We start from the raw sequence: 17088 nt of genomic DNA on the forward strand, positions 1-17088 counted from the left end.
GTGGGGGTCAGTGACGGGCGGCGTACGGCGCCCAGCCGTCCGCCCCCTGGAGGTAGTTCGCGACGGTGTGAGTCCGTGCGTCGGTGTCACTCATCTGCGGCCGGTCCACCGTGATGCCCGCGCCCGCCCCGAAGTTCCGGTACTCCGTGAACCGCGCGTCCCTCCACGAGAACCCGCTCATGTCGGTCCACGGCGAGGCCTTGACCGCGGCGGGCAGCTCGGTGTCGCGGATCAACACCTGGGCGACCGCAGCCGGTTCACCGCCCGGATGCCAGGGCCGCCCCAGATGGAAGGAGTCGGCCGGCGCGTCGCTCACGACCTTCGACCGGGTGATCAGGAACCCGTACGGATTGCCCGTCCAGGTCGAAGCGGCGGTGATGTACCCGTTGTTGCTGTCGGACCCCCGGCTCAGCGCCCGAATGACGGACCGCTCGATGACGGTGGTCGCCCGCCCGTAGATGAAGTCGACATCGCCCTCGATGTACGAGTCGCGGATGTAGACCCGGCTGATCACGTCCAGCTTGGGGCTGTCGGTCATCAGGGTGTCCTGGTTGCCCAGGAAGGCGGTGTCCTCGAAGACGATCCGGTCGCCGGTCGTCTTCATGGCGAGGGCCTGCTCGCCGTTCAGCTCGACCGCGGCCTCGTCGAAGTCGTTGCTGAAGGTGAGGTTGCGGGCGGTGACGTCGTTCGCGGCGATCCGGACCGTCGCGCTTCCCGTCGAACCGCCGTACGCGGCAGGCGTGTCGTAGACGATGACGGTGTCGGAGCGATCTTGTCCAGTCCCCTGCAACAGGATGTTCGGCTTGCTCGCGGGGACGAAGACCTTGGCCCGGTACGTCCCCGGCGCGACCGCGATCGTCACCGGCACGGCGTTCCCGTCGGGCACGGCGTCCACGGCGGCCTGCACGGTCGGGTAGTCGCCCGGGACGTGCAGGGTCACCCCGATCCGCTTCCGCGGCCCGGAGAGCCGCTCGACCAACGCCGGTACGGCGGCGGCCGGATCGAGCCGATACGAGTAGAACTCCCGCGGATCGAAGGCGGCACCCCACTCGTCGGTACGCCCGCCGACGTCCTTCAGAATCGACCCGCGCTGCACCAACTCGGCGGTGGCGTCGGCCTGGTAGGGGTGCTGGACCCCGTCGTAGTAGCTGTTCTCGATGACCATCTTGGTGTGGCCACGCGACCAGTTCCCGTACGTCCACACCGGATCCCCGTCGGCCACCTGGGCCGACAGGTAGTTGTTGTAGAGGTGGGCGTAAGCACAGTTGTCGGCGGACGGATTCCGCTGCTTCGTCCCCGTGAACCAGTTGTGGTCGATGGTGATCTGCGTCAGCACATTGGTGGTCCAGCCGATGCCGAACGCCTTGTTATGGTTGCTGAACCGGTTGTAGGAGACGGTGATGTACTGACTGTCCTTGCGGATGTCGAGCAGCCCGTCGCCCATGTGCGTGAAGCGGTTGTGGTCGATCCAGACGTGGTCGACGGTGTCCATCTGGATGGCGTCGAAGTCCGTCGTCTTCCCGTCCCAGTCGCCCTCGACGTACGAGTCACGGATCGTCAGATTGCGGATGATCACGTTGCTCGTACCGGGGTTCAGATGCAGCTCGCCGTGGACGATCTCGCCGGTGTCGCCGACGCCGATGATCGTCTTGTCCGAGGCCACGACGATGTCCGAGCCGAAGGGCTCGACGGCAATCGCCCCCAACACCCTTATGATGCACGGCTCTTCGGCCGCCGCGAACCGGGCCAGCGAGGCCTGGTCGGTGACCGTGACCACCTTGCCGCCGGCCCCGCCCGTGGTGCCGCCGGCGAGTGAGGCGAAGCCGTGCGGCTGGTCGTCGAAGCGGTCCACCGGGGCCGGCGTCCGGACAGTGGCCTTCGCCTCCCCGACCGCCCCGAGGCACAGCGCGGCCACAAGACCGATCACGGCGGCCAGAACCCTGCCGGGTCCCAGTGCCGGAATCGGCCCCGGTCTCGGCAAGCGCTTGCTATGAAGGTGCTGCGTCATTGCGGCTCCCAACAGGCTTACGGGTGACGTGAGTTACAAAGCGGTGATCCGGAACTGCGTGAAGGCGGCCGCGCCGGCGTGGCCCCCGCCGGCGGGCGCGAGCGCGAAGAGCCCGAGCAGGGCGCCGACCCAGCGCCAGGGGGTGGCGGCGAAGACGGGACCCGACGGCCTGAGTCCGTCACCGATGTCGTAGAAGAAGCGGCAGCGCGCGCCCGCGCCGATCTCGATCCGCAGCCGGGCCCGTCCCTCGGGGGCGAGTCGCGGGTGGTTGGCGTCGCGTTCCTGGTCGGCGACGGCCTCGGCGAAGCGGTGTACGAGGTGGACCGTCCCGTCGGTCCCCCGCTGCAGGCCGATCCAGCTGAAGGCATCCCCTAGGACCGCGAGCCCGGCCCGTGCTCCCGGCTCCTCGCCGTGCAGGCGCAGCTCCACCTCGACGGCGGCCGGTATGCCGGGGAGCCGTTGGGTGAGGACGTTGGACAGTTTGCGCAGGTCGTGGGCGTCGGTGGTGCGTACGCAGGCCAGTCGCAGCCCGTCGCCGGAGTGCTGGGTGGCCCAGCCGTCCTGCGGGTTGGCCGCCCACTGCCACTGGCGGCCGTACCGTCCGCCGGGGAAGTCGTCGTCGGTGGCGGGCGCGGCGGGCGGCTGCGGTGGCAGGTCGGGTTTGCGGTGTACGGCGACGGGGGCGCCCTCGTCCCCGAGCACCGGCCAGCCGTCCGTGCCCCAGCGCATCGGCTGGAGGTGCACGACACGGCCGTAGGCGCCCCGCTGCTGGAAGTGCACGAACCAGTCCTCGCCGGAGGGGGTGCGCACCCAGCCGCCCTGGTGGGGGCCGTTGACGTCGGTGTCCTTCTGCTCCAGGACGACCTTCTCCTCGTACGGCCCGAAGAAGCCGCGCGAGCGTAAGGCGCCCTGCCAGCCGGTCTCCACTCCCCCGGCGGGCGCGAAGATCCAGAACCAGCCGTCGTGTTGGTAGAGCTTGGGTCCTTCGAGCGTGAACCAGCCGGGGATGCGGTCCCCGTCGACGATGACCTTGCCCTCGTCGAGGAGGGAGGTCCCGTCCTCGTGCATGCGGTGGCCGGTCAGGCGGTTCTTGATGCCCGAGCGGGATTTGGCCCAGGCGTGCACGAGGTATGCCTCACCGGTCTCGTCGTCCCACAGTGGGCACGGGTCGATCAGGCCCTTGCCCTCCTTGACCAGGTGGGGGTGGGTCCAAGGACCGCGTATTCCGGGGGCGTTGACCTGGAAGATGCCCTGATCGGGGTCGCCCCAGAAGATCCAGAAGCGGTCGTCGTGATGGCGGAGCGACGGGGCCCAGACGCCGCAGTCGTGGCGCGGGGTCCTGAACTCGGCGGCGGGCTGCAGGCGTTCGACGGCGTGGCCGATCAGCGTCCAGTTGACCATGTCGCGGGAGTGCAGCAGCGGCAGGCCGGGGGCGCGGCCGAAGCTGGACGCGGTCAGGTAGAAGTCGTCGCCCACGCGGACGACGTCCGGGTCGGACCAGTCGGCGTCGAGGACCGGGTTGCGGTAGGTGCCGTCCCCGAGATCGGCGCTGATCACGGGCTCACCGCCTTCCGTACCAGCGCGGCGGCCTCGCCCCGGTCCAGGCGGCCGTCGGCGACGACGGTGACGACGCGGCGTACGACGGTGTCGCCGGGCGGGATCGGGAGCCGCTGCTCGGAGGCCAACGACGAGCCCACGCCCGGGTATTCGTCGGTGCGCACGAACCACGGGTCGCGGCGGGTGTCGTCCGTGGCCCCGGCGAAGACCAGCGTCCAGGTGGCGCCGACGAGGGCGAGCCAGTCGGCGCGGGTGCCGTGGATCTCCGCCTCGCCCTCGGTGCCCGCGGTGAACACGTCCGGGGCCGTGGGCTCCTTGCGGGCGCGCCAGAAGAAGCCGCCGTAGGCCGCGCCGGGACGTCCGTTGGTGGCGGGGCTGCCGATCGACAGGGGGTCCGGGGTGACGTTGGTGAGGGAGAAGGTGAAGTCCAACGCCCAGGCGGTGTCGGTGAGTTCGGTGGCCGCGACCGTGCGGCGCTCGCGCAGCAGCTCGCCGCCCGCCGCCACCCAGCGCAGCTCCTCGACGAAGCCGTCGGGGTCGCGGAGCTGGAAGGCGGAGTGGCGCTGGGCGCCGTGGTTGTCCAGCTCGGTGGGGCCCTGGTCGCGGACGTAGGTCCTGCCGCCCCAGAAGTTGCGCCCCTCGACGTCGGGTACGGCTACACCGACGCCGAGGTGGTGGGTGTGGTCGGCGGGGCTGAGCTCGGTGACCGCCGTGCCGGCCAGGGTGGTGACGGGGTGGAGATACGGGCGCGGGGAGAGCCGGGGCGGCAGCTCGGGCCGGGTGACGTAGCGGCCGACCGGGCGGCCCGCGACGCGCAGGACGGGCGAGTCGTTGGGCGTCATCAGGTACTCACCTCTTTTGGCAGGGCGTACGGGTGGGCCGGCGGGAGCGCCCAGGGCGCGCCCAGCTCGGAGTAGAGGGCGAGGCTGTCGGCGGCGGCCGCGACGAGGCCGTCGATGCCGGGCACCACCCGACGCTGCTCCCCGGGGATCAAGTGCCAGGCCTCAGAGGGCAGTTGGGCCGGGTCGGGGGCCCGGCGGATCGCCTCGACGACCTTCATGAAGGCGCCCGTCACGGCCGGGGGCACCAGCAGCTCGGCCCCCGTGTCGAGGTGGTCGACCAGGTTCTCCAGCAGGTCGGTGCGGCCGTACTCCATCTCCTCGGGGCCGTGGTCGGCCCGCTGGAGGAGGACGCGGTCCTGCTTGTACCAGAAGGTGATCCGGCCGCGGTCGCCGTGGACGACGACGTACGGCTCGTCGGGGTCCTCGGCGCACAGGGTCGCCGCGACGGTGACCGGGCGGCCCTGTGCGGTGGTGACGCGGACGCAGGACGTGTCGTCGGACTCGATGTCGTTGGCGCGCAGCAGCTCGGTCTCGATGTCGGTGACGTCCTCGGCGCGGGTCGATCCGTTGAGCGCCAGGGCGGTGGCGACGGCGTGCGCGAGCGGGTTGGTGAGCGCGCCGTCGATGACGTCGGCACCGTTCAGCCTGCGCTTGCCGGCCCAGGGCGCGCGCCGGTAGTACGCCTCGGCACGCGCCCAGGCACCGGCCCCGCCGACCCCGGCCACCTCACCGATCGCGCCCTCGGCAATCAGCTCGCGGATCGCGGGCACGGCGTGCGAGCCCAGCGACTGGAACCCGATCTGGCAGACCACGCCCGCCTCGGCGACCCCGTCGGCCATCCGGCGGAACTCGGCGTACGACGGCGCGGGCGGCTTCTCAAGCAGCAGATGCACGCCACGTCGGGCCGCCGTGAGCGCCAGGTCCGTGTGGGTGGGGATCGGCGTGCAGATCACGGCGATCCGCGCGCCGGTGGCGTGGAGGAGGGCCCCGAAGTCGGCGGACTGCTCGGGCGTGCCGAGGCCTTCGGGCAGTTCGTCGGCGGTCAGCGGGGTCAGCTCGCAGATGCCGGCGAGGCGGACGAGGCCCTTGTCCTGGAGCCGGCGGATGTTGTCCAGGTGCCAGTGGCCGTGGCCGCGCGCACCCGCGAGAACGATGGGTGTGGTCATGGGATCCTCCCTGCGCCCGCGCCGCGCGCCACCTCTCGGTCGGCCACCTCGGCGCTGTCGATCTTTCCGTGCAGGGTAGGCGTCCAGCCGACGTCCGCCGTGAGGTCGCGCTCGCTGCCGGAGTTGTAGGCGTTGTAGATGGAGAGCAGGTCGACGGGGTAGCCGTCGAAGAGGGTGCCCGTCTGGTGCAGGGCGGTGCCGTTCCAGCTCTTGACCAGGTCGGCGACCTCGATGTGGCCGGGGGCGGTGAAGGAGTTGTTCTCGGCGTAGACGCCGGACTCGGTGGAGACGCCGAGGGAGTACCGGTAGTCGTCGCCGGTCACCACGTACCGGTTGTTATAAACGTGCACCTGTCCGAAGCGGACGCGGGGCGCGCGCTGTACGACGGACTCGAACTGGTTGTGGTGCAGGGTGACCCGGAGTTTTCCCCGGTCCCCGGTGGCCGAGTCGCCGCTGCCGATGAGCATCGCCTTGTCGTGGTCGGCGAAGCGGCTCCAGGAGACGGTGACCAGGTCGGAGCCGTTGGTGATGTCCAACAGGCCGTCGTGGCGCAGGTAGTTGCGGGCGAAGTAGGTGGGCTCGGCGGCGTCGGGGTGGCCCTTGTCGCTCGCGGTGATGTGGTCGACCCAGACGTGGGTGGCGCCGGTCAGCCACAGGTTGTCGTAGGCCGTCTTCCAGTCGCCGAGGCCGCCGGTGTTGGGCTGCCAGACGGGGAAGCAGTCGTAGGCGTCGCGGAGTTCGAGGTTGCGGACGATGACGTTGTCCGCGTTCTTGACCTGGAGACTGGCGCCCTTGAGGACGGCACCCCTCAGGCCGACGATCGTGGTGTTCGAGCCGACCGGCAGCACGATCCGCTCGGCCTGCCGGGCGGCGGAGGCCTGGCGGGCGTCCTCCTGTTCGCCGGCCGGCTTCGCACCGCCCCAGGTGCGGGGATCGTAGGCGGCCAGGTACTTCTTGGTGCTGTAGCCGTCGGTGGCGTAGTCGCCGCAGTCCAGGTGGTCACCGTCGTCGGTGTTGGCGTCGATAGTGCCGGCGATCCTGATGATCTTCGGGGTGGCGCTTCCGCCGTCCAGGGCGCGGACGAGTCCGGCGCGGTTGGTGACCGTATAGACGTGGGCGTCGTCGGCGGCCGCGCCGCCCGTGGTGCCCGTGCCCTCGGCGGCCCAGCCGTCGTTCACGGGCAGGGTGTCGCGGCTGATGTCACGGGCCTCTGCGTGCGCGGGGACGCAGAGCAGTCCCAACACACCTGTTACTAAGGCGATCTGACGGAGTCTCATCCCTTCACCGCCCCGGCGCTGAAGCCGGTGATCAGCCACTTCTGGATGAAGGCGAACACGATGACCACCGGTACGGCGGCGATGATGCCGCCCGCGGCGAGCGCGCCCAGGTCGACGCTGTCCGCGCTCATCAGGGTGTTGAGGCCGACCGGGATGGTCTGCTTGGTCTGGTCGCTGAGGAACATCAGGGCGAACAGGAAGTGGTTCCAGGCGTGCACGAAGGCGAAGGAGCCCACCGCGATCAACCCGGGCCGCAGCAGCGGGAGTACGACGATGCGGAACGCGGTGAGGCGGTTGCAGCCGTCGACCCAGGCGGCCTCTTCCAGGGAGTAGGGGACGTTCCTGATGAACCCGCTGATCAGGATCATCGACAGGGGCAGCTGGAAGACGGTCTCGGCGAGGATGACGCTGCCGAGCGAGTTGATCATCTGGAGCTTGGCGAAGATCTGGAAGAGCGGGACAAGCAGCAGTGCGCCCGGGACGAACTGGGAGCACAGCAGCGCCAGCATGAAGGCGCGCTTGACCTTGAAGTCGAAGCGGGCCAGGGCGTATCCGCCGGCCAGGGCGACGACCGTGGTGAGCACCAGGGTGGCGATGCCGATGAGGACGCTGTTCTGGAAGTAGGTGGCGAAGGCCCGTTCCGTCCACACCTTCTCGAAGTGGTCGAAGGTCATGGGCCAGGGCACGAGCGAGGTGGAGCCGGCCGGGCGCAGGGCGAAGAGCAGAATCCAGTAGAAGGGGATCAGGGTGAAGACCAGGTAGATCCCCAGGGGGAGGTAGATCTGCCAGCGCGGGGCCTCGTCCCAGGCTCGGCGTGCCTTGCGCGGGCGCGGCGGCTGCGGAATCTCGGGCGCCGGTGCCGGCGCGACCACGGTGGCCTCCTTGGTGATCACTTGTCCCCACCTCCGAACTTGCTCAGCCGCAGGTAGGCGATCGAGCAGAAGAGCAGAATCACGAACGCCACCGTCGTCAGGGCCGAGGCGTAGCCGAAGTTGTGCGCGTCCACGCTGGTGTTGGCGATGTAGAGCGGGAGTGTCGTCGTCTCGCCCGCCGGTCCGCCGCCGGTGAGGGTGTAGAGCAGGTCGACGTTGTTGAACTCCCACACCGCGCGCAGCAGCGTGGACAGCACGATGGCGTCCTTGAGGTGGGGCAGCGTGATGTGCCAGAACTGCTTGAGGCGGCTGGCCCCGTCGACCTCGGCGGCCTCGTACAGGTCCTTCGAGACGGACTGGAGGTCGGCGAGGATGAGGATCGCGAAGAAGGGGACGCCGCGCCACAGGTCGGCGACGACCGCCGCCGGGAACACGGTGGAGGTGTCCGACAGCCAGCTGGTGCCGTACTCGCCGATGCCCGCGTCGGCGAGGTAACGGGTGATGCCCGTCTGGGAGTTGTAGAGCAGCACCCAGATCGCGGAGGTCAGTACGCCCGACACGGCCCACGGGGAGAAGACGAGCGCGCGGCCAAGGCCCCGGCCCACGAAGGTCTGGTTGACGATCAGCGCCAGCGCCAGACCGAACAGCAGCTGCAGCCCGACCTCGACGACGACCCACTTGGCGCTGAAGGTCAGCGTGTCCCAGAACTGCGGGTCGTCGGTGAAGGCGTGGACGAAGTTGTCGAAGCCCGCGAAGCCGTTGCGCCACGGCTTGGTGGGGTTGAAGTTCTGCAGGCTGTAGTAGAAGACGCTGATGACCGGGTAGGCGATGAAGCCCAGCATCAGCAGGGCCGCCGGCGCGATCAGCAGGTACGGGAGCCTGCGGGGCGTCGCGGAGGCACGGCGCCGCCGGGGTGGCGCGGGCGGTTTCGCCACGGCTGCGGCTTGGGCCATGACAGTTCTCCGTTCTCGGTGAAGCGCTTCGCATACGTTGTTCGAGATCTCGGCCAAATGGAGTGAGGCCGAGGGTGGTTCAGCCCGCGTAGGGGTCCCGCACCTTGCCCGGCCTGGCCAGGAACTCGAAGTCGCAGCCGGTGTCGGCCTGCGTGATCTGCTCGTTGTAGAGCGCGCCGTAGCCGCGCTCGTAACGGACGGGCGGCGGGGTCCACTCCGCTCTTCTGCGCTCCAACTCCTCGTTGTCCACGTTGAGTTGGAGGAGCCGCGCCTCGACGTCGAGGGTGATGGTGTCGCCCGTGCGAACGAGCGCGAGCGGCCCGCCGACGTACGACTCGGGTGCGATGTGCAGCACGCACGCGCCGTAACTCGTGCCGCTCATCCGGGCGTCGGAGATCCGGACCATGTCCCGTACGCCCTGCTTGAGCAGGTGGTCGGGGAGGGGCAGCATGCCGTACTCGGGCATGCCGGGACCGCCTTTGGGACCGGAGTTGCGCAGCACCAGGACGCTGTCCGCGGTGATGTTCAGGGACGGGTCGTTGATGGTCCGCTGCATCGTCCTGTAGTCGTCGAAGACGACCGCGGGGCCGGTGTGCTTGAGCAGATGCGGCTGCGCCGCGATGTGCTTGATGACGGCGCCGTCCGGGCAGAGGTTGCCGCGCAGCACGGCGACCCCTCCCTCGCTCGCGACCGGGTTGTCGCGCGGCCGGATGACGTCGTCGTTGTGCACCTGCGCGCCGGCGAGCTGCTCGCGCAGGGTGTCGTGGGAGACCGTCGGCCGGTCCAGGTGCAGCAGGTCGGTGATCCGGGAGAGGAACCCGGTCAGGCCGCCGGCGAAGTGGAAGTCCTCCATGAGGTACGTCCGTCCGCCGGGCCGTACGTTGGCCAGCACCGGCACCGTGCGGGCGATGCGGTCGAAGTCGTCGAGGGTGAGGCGGACGCCGGCCCGTCCCGCCATGGCGATCAGGTGGATCACGGCGTTGGTGGAGCCGCCGAGGCCGAGGACGGTGGTGACCGCGTCCTCGAAGGCGTCGGCGGTGAGGAGGTCGCTCAACTTCCGGTCTCGGTGGACCAGTTCGACGATCCTGAGGCCCGAGGCGGCGGCCATCCGGTCGTGTCCGGAGTCCACGGCGGGGATGCTGGACGCGCCGGGGACGGTGACCCCGAGCGCCTCGGCGGCGGCGGTCAGCGTGGACGCCGTACCCATCGTCATGCAGTGGCCGGGAGAGCGCGCGAGGCCGCTCTCCAGTTCGGTCATCTCGCAGTCGCCGATGAGGCCGGCGCGCTTGTCGTCCCAGTACTTCCACATGTCGGTGCCGGAGCCGAGGACCTCGCCCCGCCAGTGCCCCGGCAGCATGGGCCCGGCGGGCACGAACACGGTCGGCAGGTCGACGGAGGCGGCGCCCATCAGCAGCGCGGGAGTCGACTTGTCACAGCCGCCCATCAGGACGGCCCCGTCGACCGGGTAGGACCGCAGCAGCTCCTCGGTCTCCATGGAGAGGAGGTTGCGGTAGAGCATCGGGGTCGGCTTCTGGAAGGTCTCGCTGAGCGTGGAGACCGGGAATTCGAGCGGGAAGCCGCCCGCCTGCCACACGCCCCGCTTGACCGCCTGGGCGCGATCACGGAGGTGCACATGACAGGGATTGATGTCCGACCAGGTGTTGAGGATCGCGATGACGGGCTTGCCGAGATGTTCCTCGGGGAGGTAGCCGAGCTGGCGGGTCCGGGCCCGGTGGCTGAAGGAGCGGAGGCCCTCGGTGCCGTACCACTGGTGGCTTCTGAGCTGTTCGGGGGCCTTTCGGGGATGATCGTCGAAGCGCTTCACATGGACCACCTCGCGGCTATCGCGGCGACCTCGGCGCGCTCGTCCTCGGGCAGCTGCCTGCTCGGCGGGCGCACCTCGCGCCGGCACAGGCCAAGGGAGGCGAGGGCCTCCTTGACGACCGTGACGTTGTTGGCGGAGCCGTTCGCGGCACGGAGTTCCTCGAAGCGGCGGATCTGCTCCCAGACCTTCATGGCGGCCGGATAGTCGCCTGATCGAAGCGCTTCGATCATGTTCAGCGAAACGGAAGGGGTGACGTTCACGAGTCCTGAGGTGAAGCCGGTGGCACCCGCCGAGAAGTACGAGGGCGCGTACGGTTCGGCGAGCCCTGCCACCCACACGAAGCGTTCCAGGCCCGCGTCCCGGGCGAAGGCGGCGAAGCGGGCGGCGTCCGGCACGGCGTACTTGACGCCGATCACGTTGGGGCAGGCGTCGGCGAGTTCGGCGAGCCGGGCGCCGGCGAGCTGGGCGTTGCGGATGTACGGGACGACGCCCAGCTCGGGGACGGCCTCGGCGATGGCGTGATGGTAGTCGACCCAGCCGCTCTGCGAGACGTACGGGTGCACGGGCTGATGGACCATCACCATCTGCGCCCCCAGTTCGCGGGCGTGCAGGGCGGAGGCCACGGCGGTCGGTACGTCATGGCCGACGCCGACGAGGATCACGGCCCTCTCGCCCACCTCGTCGATGGTCAACTCCGTGACGAGCCTGCGCTCTTGGGGGGTGAGGGCGTAGAACTCGCCGGTGTTCCCGTTGGGCGTGAGCGTCCTGACCCCGCCGTCGAGCAGCCGGCGCAGCAGGGCCCGGTGGGCGTCCTGGTCGACGGAGCCGTCCTCGGCGAACGGCGTCACCGGGATCGCCACCACATCGGCCAGCGCCGTCCGCTGGGTCTCGAACCTCACGCCGCTCATCCCTTGCCTTCCTCTGCCTGGAGCTCTTCGTGGACCCCCGGGAAGGCCCGCCGCACGAACGACGCGATGTGCGCGCGCAGGGCACTCGCCGCGCCGTCCGCGTCGCCTTCGAGGGCGAGCCGCAGAATCTCCCGGTGCTCGCTGGCCTCCCGCTCCCACGAGGGATCGGCGGCCCAGGCGACGGCGGAGACCAGAGCGGCCTGGTCGCGGACCTCGTCGAGCATCCGGCCCAGCAGCGGGTTGCCGCACGGCAGATACAGGGCGCGGTGGAACTCCCGGTTGGCGAGGGAGCGTTCGGCGGTGTCGGTGGCCTCGTCGGCACTGGTGAGCGCGGTGCGCGCGGCGTCCAGGGAGGCTCCGCGGCGCACGGCGCGCTTGAGTGCCTCGGGCTCCAGCAGGAGCCGCACGTCGTAGACCTCGCGCGCCATGTCCGCGTCCACCATGCGCACCGTGACGCCCTTGTACTGGCTCATCACGACGAGCCCGGTCCCGGCGAGGGTCTTGAGCGCCTCGCGCACCGGGGTCTTGGACACCCCGAACTGTGCGGCGAGCTCGGTCTCGACCAACGGCTGGCCCGGCGTCAACTGCCCGGTGAGGATGCGGCGTTTGATCGCCTCCAGCACGAACTGGGTGCGGGAGGGGATCGGGGTGGGCACAGAGGTCATGCGCGCCTCTCGGATCTCACGTAGCGGATCTCGCGTATCGCGTCTCATATATGACGTACGAAGTACGACGCGTTGAAGGTAGGAGTGCCCCTGTGTTTCGTCAATGCTTCCGACAAAGGAAGTTGGAGTTGCGGGAGTTGGGGTCGCGGGGAAGTCAGATGCTCCTGGTGTCCCGCTCACGGGCGATCGCGGTACGTCCGCCGAAGACGACGCCGGCGCGCAGGGCGGCCGTCTCGCGGGTGAGCGTGGGCCCGACATGGGTGATCAGGAGTTCGCGCGCACCCTTCGCGTGGGCGCCCGCGTCCTCCGGCGTGAGGTGGAACTTCTGTTCGCCTTCGCGATGCCGGTCGATGTCGGCCTCGCAGAGGAACAGGTCGGCTCCGGAGGCGAGTTCGGTGAGCGCGTCGCAGGGTCCGCTGTCCCCGGAGTACGCGAAGACGCTCTCCTGGCACTCGGCGCGCAGCCCGTAGGCCTCGGTGTCGTGAAGGACGGCTCGCGCGCTTAGGCGGAGGTTCCAGTGCCGGACGGCATGGCCGTCGTACAGGGAGCGGAACTCGAGGATGCCGCTCAGGAATCCCGCCTCCGGCCGCCCGAAGAACGCGGCGAGCCGGCGCAGGCAGTCCCTGGGCGCGTACACCGGAATCGGGGCCGCGGGAGTGAGCCCGCCGTAGACGAACGCGTAGATCGCCGACAGCAGATCGGCGCTGTGGTCCGCATGGAGGTGGGAGATCCAGATCGCCGTGAGCCGCGAGGGATCCGTGTGCCGCTGCAACTCGGCGAAGGTGCCGGGCCCCGCGTCCACCCACACCTCGGCGCCCCCACCGCGCAGCAGATAGCCCGAGCAGGGGCGGTCCGGCCCGGGGTGCGGGGAGGCGGTGCCGAGGATGGTGAGACTGAGGGGCATGGCCGGGAGAGTACGGATCCGGCACTCGGCGCGTTCATCTTTTGCGGCTGTCGAGGGCGCGGGGGCTCTTACCGTGTAGGCGGCTTCCCAAGGCTTGCTACGGATCGCTACAGCTCGCTACGGCTTCCAGCCCGGATCCCGCCCGCTCAGCCCGACCGCCCGGTCCAGCAGCGGCGCGTCGGCGGGCACGGGCACCACCGGTCCGAAGATGCCGCCACCGCGGGTCGGGTCCTCGGCCGCCGCGAGCAGGAAGTCGTACGACGCTCGCAGCGCGGCCGGGTCGGGTTCGTACTCCTGGCCGGTGGCCCGGGCCAGGTCCCAGCCGTGGATCACCAGTTCGTCGACCGCGACGGCCCCGGCGATCTCGCCCGGCAGGTCGATTCCGCCCGCGCGGGTCATCCCCGTCCAGGCCGCCGGGTCGCGCCAGGCCTCCGCCAACTCGTCGAGGACCTGGGGCAGTTCGGCACGCCAGCCGGGCCCGACGTCCGGCTCGGTCAGGTTCGGGTCGGTGTCCGTGGTGACGCCGAGGTCCTTGCGCCCGGCGTCCCGGAAGGCGGCGGACAGTCCGGCCAGGTGCCCCAGCATGTTCCGCACGGCGTGGTCGGGACACGGCGTCACATCGGCGAGCTGCCCGTCCTGCACCCCGGCGGCGAGCCGGGCGATGACACGGGTCTGCGGTCCGAGGTCGAGAAGGGTGGTGCCGGTCATCCTCTTCACCTCACGGGTCGAAGGGTCCATTCAGGGGGTAGACCGGCGCCGCCCCCAAAACTCATCTACGCCACCGCGCACACCCCGCTGTTCGCCGTCAGAGCCGGGCAAGCGCCTCCCGTACGGCGGTCAGATCGCCCTCGGACGCCAGCCCGGCGTGATAGAGCCGCAGTTCGCTCGCGCCGAGGTCGCGGGCTCGTGCGGCGTCCGCCGCCAGGGTGCCCGGCCTGCCGCCCATGCCGGAGACCACGGTGAGGTTGGCGGCGAGGACGGCGTCCGCCCGCCCCTGTTCCGCGAACGGCGTCAGCAGCCCCGCCCCGCCCGTGCACGGCAGGACCACGCCGTCGGCGACGGTCAGGATGTACGCCGGATCCACGCCCGCGTTGGCACCGCAGTGGTACGACACCGGGTCGGCGTGCAGCAGCACCTGGAAGCCGTCGGGCGCGGCCGAGCGGACCGCCGCGACCGCCGCCTCCTGGAGCGTGCGGGAGGTTTCGTCGCGCCACGCGCGCGTGGCGTCGGCCGTGGCCTCACCGAGGAGCTTCGCGACGCCCGCCCAGCCCCCGTCGGACGGCGCCCCCTGCCACAACGGCTCCAGCGCGGCCCGCACCGAGGCCGCCAACTCCTCGGCATCCAGGCCCTGTTCCCCGTACCCCGCGCGGCAGGCCGGGCAGAAGCAGAGCGACATCAGGTACTGGCCGGCGTCACCGAGCCCGACCCCGCCGATCTTGTCGTGGCCGTGCAGATGGGCCAGCCCGTACCAGCCGAGGGACTCCAGTTCGGTGCCGCGCGCTCCGGGCCGTACCGCGGCTTCCGCGGCCAGGTCGACGAGGTACGCGCGCGTGGCGGGCTGGGCGATGCAGGGGGCCCAGGGGTAGCGGTCGCCGTAGGCGTTGACGACCGAGGTGTCCGGATGCTCTGCGCCCAGGCGGGAGTTGTGCGCGAGCACGACCCAGGTGTGCACCTCCAGGCCGGCGCCCGCGAGCTGATCGGCGGCCTCGCCGTAGGCGTCCCCGGGGGCCCAGTCCCCGGCCGTGTACGGGCGCAGGGTGCGGCCGGCCCAGCGGGCGTCCGTGGGGTAGAGGACGGCGGCGTGCTCGGCGGTGACGATGCGGTGGCGCGGGTGGCGGGGGGTGAGGGCGCGGGTGGAGTGGTAGGCGGCGGCGAGGGTCACCTGTTCCACACCGAGGGAGGCGATCCTCTCCGCGGCCTCCGAATCGCCGTTGACGTCCCAGGGGTAGACGAACGCGGACGCCTTCACTTGTCCTCCTCCAGCAGCGCGTACCCGCGCTCGATCACCTGGGCGAGCTGCTTGACATGGTCCTCGGTCGGCTCGTGCAGCGGCGGCCTGACCTCCCCCACGTCGAGCCCGCGCAGCCGTACACCGGCCTTGACGAGGGCGACGGCGTAGCCGCGGCCCTGGGCGCGCAGTTCGACGAAGGGCCGGTAGAAGCCGTCCAGGAGGCGGTTCGCGGTGGTGTCGTCACCGGTCTTGAGCGCCTCGTAGAAGGCGAGGGCGATCTCCGGGGCGAAGCAGAACACGGCGGAGGAGTAGAGCGGGACGCCGATCGCGCGGTAGGCGAGCTGGGTCTGCTCGGCGGTCGGCAGACCGTTGAAGTAGAGGAACTCGCCGGGGACTTCGGCGCGTACGGCGCTGACGATCCGCTGCATCAGGTCCAGGTCGCCGAGCCCGTCCTTGAACCCGATGATTCCGTCCGTGCGGGCCAGCCCGACGACGGTCTCCGGGGTGAACACGGCGTTGTCGCGCTGGTAGACGATGACGGGCAGCGAGGTCGCCGCGGCCACCTCCCGGTAGTGCCGCAGAAGTCCCTCCTGCCCGGCGACGACGAGGTAGGGCGGCATGGCGAGCAGCCCGTCGGCCCCGGCCGCCTCGGCCACGCGCGCGTACCGCACGGCGAGCGCGGTGCCGTAGCCCGCGCCCGCGACGACGGGCACGCGCCCCTCGGTCGCCTCGACGGCGGCCCGTACGCACGCCTCGAACTCCTCGGGCGTGAGCGCGTGGAACTCCCCCGTGCCGCAGCACGCGAAGACGGCGGCGGCCCCGGCCTCGACCCCACGGCGCACATGGGCGCGGTAGACGTCGAGATCGAGGGCGCCGTCGGGGCCGTAGGCGGTGACGGGGAAGAACAGCGGCCCGCTGGGGATGCCGAGTCGGGTGGCCAGGTCGGCAGGCGTCACGGGCTCTCCCTAGAACGAGAAGCAGGAACAGGAAGCAGGAACAGGAGCGTGCAAGCTTCTGATCAGAGTTTACATTTATGAACAAGGGTCACGCCACCCTTGACCGGACACGGCAATGATCCTTACCTTGTCCACGAATGTGAATACCGTGCACTCACGCAGTCTTCGACTCAAGGAGAACCGAGGATGCCAGCGCCCCGCACCGTTCTGCTCACCGGCGCCGCCGGCGGGCTCGGCACCCTGATGCGGGACCTGCTCCCGGGCTACGGCTACCAGCTGCGGCTGCTGGACGTGCGGCCCATCGAGGGCGAGCCGGACGCGATCATCGCGGACCTCGCCGACAGGGCGGCCCTGCGCGAGGCCGTCCGGGGCGTCGACGCGATCATCCACCTCGCGGGCATCTCCCTGGAAGCCCCCTTCGAGAAGATCCTGAAGTCGAACATCGAGGGCACCTACAACCTGTACGAGGCGGCCCGCGAGGAGGGCGTCGCGCGCATCGTCTTCGCCTCCTCCAACCACGCGGTGGGCTTCACCCCCCGCCCCGAGGGCGACACACCTCTTGATCCAGGCGTGCTCATCCCGATCGACGTCCCGCACCGCCCGGACACCTTCTACGGCCTGTCGAAGTCCTTCAGCGAGGACCTCGCCCAGCTCTACTGGGACAAGCACGGCCTGGAGACCGTCTCGGTGCGCATCGGCTCCTGCTTCGCCGAGCCCACCAGCGTCCGCATGCTGTCGCTGTGGATGAGCCCCGCCGACGGCGCCCGCCTCCTGCACGCGGCCCTGACCGCCGAGGACGTCAAGCACACCGTCGTCTACGGCTCGTCCGCCAACACCCGCCTGTGGTGGGACCTGACCAGCGCACGGGCCCTGGGCTACGAGCCGCAGGACGACTCCGAGCCGTACGCCGAGAAGCTGATCGCCGAGCAGGGCGAGCTGGACTCGGAGAACGTGGCCCAGGCCTACCTGGGCGGCCACTTCGTGAGCGACCCGCCGATCTGGCCGTATTGATTCGCCGACCATACTGATTCATCGGACATAACCGCGGGCGGGCACCGAACGGGCCCGCCCGCCGCCGCGTTCGGGCATAGCCCCTGCCCGATCCCACCCGCCACCCCGCTCCCCCGCAGGTCCGCGACGGGCACGCCCCGGACCGAACGGGCACACCCGGGCAGTATCGGGCCCGCAACAGACCTGGTCAGTG

At 70.5% G+C, this 17088-nt stretch carries 15 protein-coding genes; 1 reads left to right on the top strand and 14 read right to left on the bottom strand.

All coding sequences use genetic code 11. The annotated features are described in order from the left end of the window. Positions 1-7: 7 nt before the first annotated feature. The 14 genes from AC5DRG_RS12850 to AC5DRG_RS12915 form a co-directional block, all read right to left on the bottom strand. Positions 8-2008, bottom strand: coding sequence for a pectinesterase family protein (locus tag AC5DRG_RS12850; protein ID WP_491810319.1), 2001 nt, complete (start codon positions 2006-2008; stop codon positions 8-10). A 33-nt stretch (positions 2009-2041) separates the two neighbouring features. After that, positions 2042-3565, bottom strand: a complete 1524-nt coding sequence (locus tag AC5DRG_RS12855; RefSeq protein WP_491810321.1) for a glycoside hydrolase family 43 protein — start codon at positions 3563-3565, stop codon at positions 2042-2044. Next, positions 3562-4407, bottom strand: a complete 846-nt coding sequence (locus AC5DRG_RS12860; protein WP_491810323.1) for a DUF6807 domain-containing protein — start codon at positions 4405-4407, stop codon at positions 3562-3564. Before AC5DRG_RS12860 ends, AC5DRG_RS12855 begins: the two co-directional genes overlap by 4 nt. Continuing rightward, positions 4407-5573 (bottom strand): Gfo/Idh/MocA family protein, encoded by a 1167-nt coding sequence (locus AC5DRG_RS12865; protein ID WP_491810325.1) that lies wholly within the window; start codon positions 5571-5573, stop codon positions 4407-4409. The genes AC5DRG_RS12860 and AC5DRG_RS12865 overlap by 1 nt, the downstream gene beginning before the upstream one ends. Then, complete coding sequence (locus AC5DRG_RS12870) at positions 5570-6850, bottom strand: pectate lyase family protein (protein WP_491810327.1); 1281 nt, start codon at positions 6848-6850, stop codon at positions 5570-5572. Before AC5DRG_RS12870 ends, AC5DRG_RS12865 begins: the two co-directional genes overlap by 4 nt. Beyond that, positions 6847-7743 carry a carbohydrate ABC transporter permease gene (locus AC5DRG_RS12875; protein ID WP_491810329.1) on the bottom strand — a complete coding sequence of 299 codons (897 nt, stop codon included), beginning with the start codon at positions 7741-7743 and terminating at the stop codon, positions 6847-6849. Before AC5DRG_RS12875 ends, AC5DRG_RS12870 begins: the two co-directional genes overlap by 4 nt. Beyond that, positions 7740-8675 (bottom strand): carbohydrate ABC transporter permease, encoded by a 936-nt coding sequence (locus AC5DRG_RS12880; RefSeq protein ID WP_491810330.1) that lies wholly within the window; start codon positions 8673-8675, stop codon positions 7740-7742. The genes AC5DRG_RS12875 and AC5DRG_RS12880 overlap by 4 nt, the downstream gene beginning before the upstream one ends. A 79-nt stretch (positions 8676-8754) precedes the next feature. Further along, positions 8755-10500 carry an L-arabinonate dehydratase gene (gene araD, locus AC5DRG_RS12885; protein WP_491810332.1) on the bottom strand — a complete coding sequence of 582 codons (1746 nt, stop codon included), beginning with the start codon at positions 10498-10500 and terminating at the stop codon, positions 8755-8757. Beyond that, entirely contained in the window at positions 10497-11408 is a 912-nt protein-coding gene (locus AC5DRG_RS12890) for a dihydrodipicolinate synthase family protein (protein ID WP_491810334.1), read from the bottom strand. The genes araD and AC5DRG_RS12890 overlap by 4 nt, the downstream gene beginning before the upstream one ends. After that, positions 11405-12073, bottom strand: a complete 669-nt coding sequence (locus AC5DRG_RS12895; RefSeq protein ID WP_491810336.1) for a GntR family transcriptional regulator — start codon at positions 12071-12073, stop codon at positions 11405-11407. The genes AC5DRG_RS12890 and AC5DRG_RS12895 overlap by 4 nt, the downstream gene beginning before the upstream one ends. Before the next feature lie 154 nt (positions 12074-12227). Next, complete coding sequence (locus AC5DRG_RS12900; RefSeq protein WP_491810337.1) at positions 12228-12977, bottom strand: MBL fold metallo-hydrolase; 750 nt, start codon at positions 12975-12977, stop codon at positions 12228-12230. A gap of 117 nt (positions 12978-13094) precedes the next feature. Next, the gene (locus tag AC5DRG_RS12905) at positions 13095-13685 is read right to left on the bottom strand and encodes a TIGR03086 family metal-binding protein (RefSeq protein WP_491810339.1); all 591 of its coding nucleotides are present in this window, start codon (positions 13683-13685) and stop codon (positions 13095-13097) included. 97 nt (positions 13686-13782) lie between these two features. Further along, on the bottom strand, positions 13783-14946 hold the full coding sequence (locus AC5DRG_RS12910) for a hypothetical protein (protein ID WP_491810341.1): 1164 nt from the start codon (positions 14944-14946) through the stop codon (positions 13783-13785). Then, complete coding sequence (locus AC5DRG_RS12915) at positions 14943-15884, bottom strand: 5-dehydro-4-deoxyglucarate dehydratase (RefSeq protein WP_491810343.1); 942 nt, start codon at positions 15882-15884, stop codon at positions 14943-14945. The genes AC5DRG_RS12910 and AC5DRG_RS12915 overlap by 4 nt, the downstream gene beginning before the upstream one ends. Positions 15885-16070: 186 nt before the next feature. Here AC5DRG_RS12915 and AC5DRG_RS12920 point away from each other — a divergent pair, with 186 nt between their 5' ends. Further along, positions 16071-16895 carry an NAD-dependent epimerase/dehydratase family protein gene (locus AC5DRG_RS12920; protein WP_491810345.1) on the top strand — a complete coding sequence of 275 codons (825 nt, stop codon included), beginning with the start codon at positions 16071-16073 and terminating at the stop codon, positions 16893-16895. Positions 16896-17088 lie beyond the last annotated feature (193 nt).

The organism is Streptomyces sp. JLBG701, from assembly GCF_058544905.1.